The sequence below is a fragment of the Mycobacterium sp. 1465703.0 genome (genome assembly GCF_001672975.1).
GTDB lineage: Bacteria > Actinomycetota > Actinomycetes > Mycobacteriales > Mycobacteriaceae > Mycobacterium.
The window spans coordinates 1-5,046 of the sequence record NZ_LZKU01000110.1 but is presented as its reverse complement, the minus strand read 5'-3'; the positions used below and the strand labels follow the sequence as shown (position 1 = coordinate 5,046).

The window sequence follows — 5,046 nt, the reverse complement described above, 5'->3', positions numbered from 1 at the left end:
ATCGCGTCGATCCAGCGCTGGATGCGGACGTCGACGGGATCGACGGCCAGCCCGAACACCGTCTCCAGGTCGCCCAACGCCCAGCTCAGCAGTTCGTCGTCGGACGTGGCGGTCGCCACCTGATCGCCGAACCGCCCGAACGACAGCCGCAGCAGCTGGGCGCCACCCTGCAAACCCCATTTCTTGGACGACAGCGTGATGGCCTTGGCCCGCAACCGCTCACCGGTGGCCACCAGCACGCCCGAACAGTCGGGAAACGCGGTGTCCCCCGGCACGGCGAGCGCCAGCACCACCGACGATGCGCTATTGATGCGCCCGGCGGCGGCGCCGCTGCGCGGGGCGATATCGGCGAGCAGACGGGAACACTCCCACGCCGGGACGGCCAGCACCACCGCATCGGCGTGCCAGCGGGTGCCGGCGTCGTCGACCACCGCCCAGCCCGCGCCGGCGGGCTCCAGCCGCGACACCGCGGCATGCACCCAGCGCGGACGGCCGCGGGCGACGAGTTCGTCGATCAGCACCCGGTAGCCGCCCTCGAGCGACCCGAACACCGGCGCGCCGGTGGCCGGCGGCAACGCCTGCCCGACGGCGTCGGTCAGGCTGGTGGCTCCGCGATCCAGTGCCGCCGCCACCGTTGGGGCGGCCGCGCGTAGCCCGATGGTGGCCGCCGAGCCCGCATACACCCCGCTCAACAGTGGATCGACCGAGCGGGACACCACTTGATCGCCGAACCGCTCGCCCACCAACTCGGCCACCGATGGGTCGCTGCCCGGCTGCCACGTCAATGGCCGGCTGGGCTCGGCGTCGATGCGGGCGACCGTGGCCTCGTCGACCAGTCCCGCCACCGATGCGGCCGACGAGGGGATCCCTACCACGGTGCCGGCCGGCAGGGCGCACAATTGCTGCCGGCTGTAGATCAGCGGGCGAGCTCCGCTCGAAACCCGTTGATGCTCAGTGAGTTTCAGTTCAGCCAGCAGCGCCGGCAGCTCCGGCCGGCGCAACACGAAAGCCTCGGCACCCAGGTCCATCGGCACCCCGCCGACCAGCTCGGTGCGCAGGATGCCGCCGAGCTTCTCGCCCGGGTCGAACAAGGTGATGACTGCGTCGTCGCCGGCGGCCGCGCGGAGTCGGTAGGCCGCCGTCAGCCCTGAAATACCGCCTCCCACAACGCAATACGAGGGCGAAGTCATAGGGAGTGGACCAGCGACACCAGATCGGTCAGCACGCCGGGGTCCGTTTCGGGCAGCACGCCATGGCCGAGATTGAACACGTGACCGGCGGCTCCGGCGTCGACCGCGCGCCGGCCGTCGTCCACCACGGCGCGTGCCGCGCGTTCGACCACCGGCCAGCCCGCCAGCACCACCACCGGATCGAGGTTGCCCTGCAACGCCGTACCGGGTTGCACGCGGGTGGCCGCATCCGACAGCGAGGTTCGCCAATCGACGCCCACCACGTTCGCGCCGACCGACGACATCGCGCCCAGCAACTCGGCGGTGCCGACCCCGAAATGGGTCATCGGGACACCGTGGTCGGCCAGCGCGGCGAACACCCGCGCGCTGTGCGGCTGCACATAGCTGCGGTAATTCGCCAGGGACAGCGCCCCGGCCCACGAGTCGAACACCTGAATGGCGTCCACCCCGGCCTCCAACTGCACCCGCAAGAAGCCCACCGTGATCTCGGTCAGCTTCTCCATCAGCGCGTGCCAGGTGTCCGGTGCGGCCAGCATCATCGCCTTGGTGCGCGCATGATGGCGGCTGGGACCGCCCTCGATCAGATAGGACGCCAAGGTGAACGGAGCACCGGCGAAGCCGATCAGCGGAACGTCGCCGAGCGCGGCCACCAGCAGCGACACCGCGTCGGGTATCGGCTGAACCCGTTGCCGCTCAAGGGGTTTGATCGCGTCGACATCGGCGGCGGTGCGCACCGGCGACTCGATGACCGGCCCGACCCCGGCGACGATGTCCAGGTCGATACCGGCGCCGAGCAGCGGCACCACGATGTCGGAGAACAAGATCGCCGCGTCGACGTCGTGGCGGCGCACCGGCTGCAAGGTGATTTCGCAGACCAACTCGGCGTCGAAGCAGGCCGACAGCATGTCGGTCTGGGCCCGCAGCGCCCGGTATTCGGGCAGCGAGCGACCGGCCTGCCGCATGAACCACACCGGCACCCGGTTGGGTTTGCGGCCGCGCACGGCCGCCAGATACGGCGACTCGGGAAGCTCGCGGCGAGTACTCATCGGCCTCAATGCTGCCATGACCGGAGAACACCGAACTCCGCTGCGTACTATCAACGACCGCAACCGTTTGAACGTCAGGAGTTCGGAGATGCCGGTTAGTCAGCCCCCCGTGAGTTACGACGAGTTCCCCAGCCTTCGCTGCGACCTCGGTGAGAACGGCGTGCTGACCCTGGTTCTCGACTCCCCCGGACTGAATTCGGTCGGACCGCAGATGCACCGCGACCTCGCCGACATCTGGCCGGTGATCGACCGCGATCCGGCCGTGCGCGCCGTCCTGGTCCGCGGCGAAGGCAAGGCCTTCTCCTCCGGCGGCAGCTTCGACCTGATCGACGAGACCATCAACGACTACGAGGGCCGGATCCGCATCATGCGCGAAGCCCGCGACCTGGTGCACAACATGATCAACTGCGACACGCCCGTCGTGTCGGCGATCCGGGGGCCCGCGGTGGGGGCGGGTCTGGTGGTGGCCCTGCTCGCCGACGTCTCGGTGGCGGGCCGGACCGCGAAGCTCATCGACGGCCACACCAAGCTCGGGGTGGCGGCCGGCGACCACGCCGCGATCTGCTGGCCGCTGCTGGTCGGCATGGCCAAGGCAAAGTACTACCTGCTGACCTGCGAGACGCTGGTGGGTGAGGAGGCCGAGCGGATCGGGCTGGTGTCGGTCTGTGTCGACGATGACGACGTGCTGTCCACCGCGGCCCGCATCTCCGAAAACCTGGCGCAGGGCGCGCAGAACGCGATCCGGTGGACCAAGCGCAGCCTCAACCACTGGTACCGCATGATGGGCCCCACCTTCGAGACCTCGGTGGGGCTGGAATTCCTCAGCTTCAGCGGTCCTGACGTGCAGGAAGGCCTGGCCGCACACCGCGAGAAACGCCAGGCACGTTTCACCCACTGAACTACACCTGAGCTGGACATATAGCTTTGGTGGAGGCCTGGTAACGGCTTGATCGCGGCGGGTTTGAAACGCGGCGCGCCTGTCGCGGCGTGTCGGGCCGTAGGTCTACCGTCGATCCCTGTGACCCGTGCCGTGACCATGCAGAACGGTCGGGATGAACAGGAGCGGCGCCAAGTGACCTCATCCGAACCGGCCCCATTCCGCGAAGCGGTAGCGGCGATGAACGCCGTCGTCGTGCGGCCGGAGATCGAGTTGGGTCCCATCCGGCCGCCGCAACGCTTGGCTCCCCACAGCTACGCCCTGGGCGCCGAGGTCAAACATCCCGATCGCGAAATCATTCCAGAGCGCTCCGATGGCGACGCCTTCGGACGGTTGATCCTGCTGTACGACCCGGAAGGGGCCGACGCGTGGGACGGCACCATCCGCATGGTCGCCTACATTCAGGCCGACCTGGACCCCAGTGAGGCGGTTGATCCGCTGCTGCCCGAAGTAGCGTGGAGCTGGTTAGTCGAGGCACTGGAGTCACGTATGGAACAAGTCGTCGCCCTGGGCGGCACCGTCACCGCCACCACGTCGGTCCGCTACGGAGACATCTCCGGGCCGCCGCGCGCCCACCAGCTCGAGCTGCGCGCGTCGTGGACCGCGACATCACCCGCGGTCGGGCCGCACGTTGAGGCGTTCTGCGAGGTGGTGGAGCACGCCGCGGGTCTACCCCCCGCCGGAGTCACCGACCTGAGCTCGCGGTCACGCGCCTAGCATGGGCGAACCGTCGGCCGACGGGCCGGGCGGCGGCGCGCCCGGCGACGTAGGCACCGACCCCGCGCCCACCCCGCTGCCGAAACCCTCCGAGGGCGTTCCGCCCATCTCGGTGAGCGTCCACGAGATCCAGGCCGCCGCGCGGCGACTGGACCGTGGGCGCGGGCCGTTTGCGGTGGACGCCGAGCGGGCATCTGGTTTTCGCTACTCCAACCGGGCCTATCTGATTCAGATCCGGCGGGCCGGTTCGGGCACCGTGCTCATCGACCCGGTGAGCCACGGCGCCGACCCACTCCAGGCACTGCGGCCGGTGGCCGAGGTGCTGAGCAGCGACGAATGGATCCTGCACTCCGCCGATCAGGACCTGCCCTGTCTGGCGGAGGTGGGCATGCGACCGCCGGCGCTCTATGACACCGAACTGGCCGGGCGGCTGGCCGGGTTGGAACGGGTGAACCTGGCGACCATGGTCGAGCGCCTGTTGGGCTTCGGGCTGGCCAAGGGCCACGGGGCGGCCGACTGGTCCAAACGCCCGCTGCCCGCCGAGTGGCTCAACTATGCCGCCCTGGATGTGGAACTGCTCATCGAGCTGCGCGGGGCGATCGCCGACGTCCTGGCCGGGCAGGGCAAAACCGATTGGGCCGCACAGGAATTCGACTACCTGCGGGACGCGGGGTGGAAAGACCCGGGTAGCGCGGCGCGGCGGGACCGGTGGCGGCGGACGTCGGGCATTCATCGGGTGCGAGATCAGCGCGGCCTGGCCGCCGTCCGCGAGTTGTGGTTGACACGCGACCGGATCGCGCAGCGCCGCGACATCGCGCCGCGCCGCATTCTGCCCGATTCGGCCATCATCGACGCCGCCCTGGCCAACCCGACCACCGTCGAGGAACTGGTCGCTTTGCCCGTGTTCGGTGGCCGCAACCAGCGGCGCAGCGCCGCAACGTGGTTGGCGGCGCTGGATGCGGCCCGGCAGAGCAAGTACCCGCCCGCCGACAGCGAGCCACCGAACGGGCCGCCGCCGCCGGCGCGGTGGAGCAAGCGTAAACCGGAAGCCGCCGCCCGGCTGGAGGCGGCGCGCTCGGCGCTGTCGGCGGTCTCCGAGCGGGTGCACGTCCCGACCGAGAACCTGGTCTCACCCGATCTGGTGCGACGGCTGTGC

At 69.9% G+C, this 5,046-nt stretch carries 5 protein-coding genes; 3 read left to right on the top strand and 2 right to left on the bottom strand.

Features of this window, described 5'->3' with window-relative positions; all coding sequences use genetic code 11:
• Both A5625_RS09655 and hemE read right to left on the bottom strand, forming a co-directional pair.
• A partial coding sequence (locus A5625_RS09655) for a protoporphyrinogen oxidase (protein WP_066992130.1) occupies positions 1-1,190 on the bottom strand: 1,190 nt, incomplete at its 3' end.
• Positions 1,187-2,236 carry a uroporphyrinogen decarboxylase gene (gene hemE, locus A5625_RS09650; RefSeq protein ID WP_066992121.1) on the bottom strand — a complete coding sequence of 350 codons (1,050 nt, stop codon included), beginning with the start codon at positions 2,234-2,236 and terminating at the stop codon, positions 1,187-1,189. The genes hemE and A5625_RS09655, both read right to left, overlap by 4 nt.
• A gap of 88 nt (positions 2,237-2,324) precedes the next feature.
• On the opposite strand from hemE, the gene A5625_RS09645 reads away from it, so the two are divergent.
• The 3 genes from A5625_RS09645 to A5625_RS09635 form a co-directional block, all read left to right on the top strand.
• On the top strand, positions 2,325-3,134 hold the full coding sequence (locus A5625_RS09645; RefSeq protein ID WP_066992127.1) for an enoyl-CoA hydratase/isomerase family protein: 810 nt from the start codon (positions 2,325-2,327) through the stop codon (positions 3,132-3,134).
• Between the two features lie 138 nt (positions 3,135-3,272).
• Positions 3,273-3,890 carry a DUF3000 domain-containing protein gene (locus A5625_RS09640; RefSeq protein ID WP_082984346.1) on the top strand — a complete coding sequence of 206 codons (618 nt, stop codon included), beginning with the start codon at positions 3,273-3,275 and terminating at the stop codon, positions 3,888-3,890.
• A 1-nt stretch (position 3,891) separates the two neighbouring features.
• The coding region (locus A5625_RS09635) for a ribonuclease D (RefSeq protein ID WP_066992118.1) at positions 3,892-5,046 on the top strand (1,155 nt) is incomplete at its 3' end.

What these genes read in the sequence shown, in the direction of transcription:
- A5625_RS09640 (WP_082984346.1), top strand. Translation starts at nt 3,273, where the DNA reads ATGCAGAACGGTCGGGATGAACAGGAGCGGCGCCAAGTGACCTCATCC.
- hemE (WP_066992121.1), bottom strand. Translation starts at nt 2,236, where the DNA reads ATGAGTACTCGCCGCGAGCTTCCCGAGTCGCCGTATCTGGCGGCCGTG.
- A5625_RS09645 (WP_066992127.1), top strand. Translation starts at nt 2,325, where the DNA reads ATGCCGGTTAGTCAGCCCCCCGTGAGTTACGACGAGTTCCCCAGCCTT.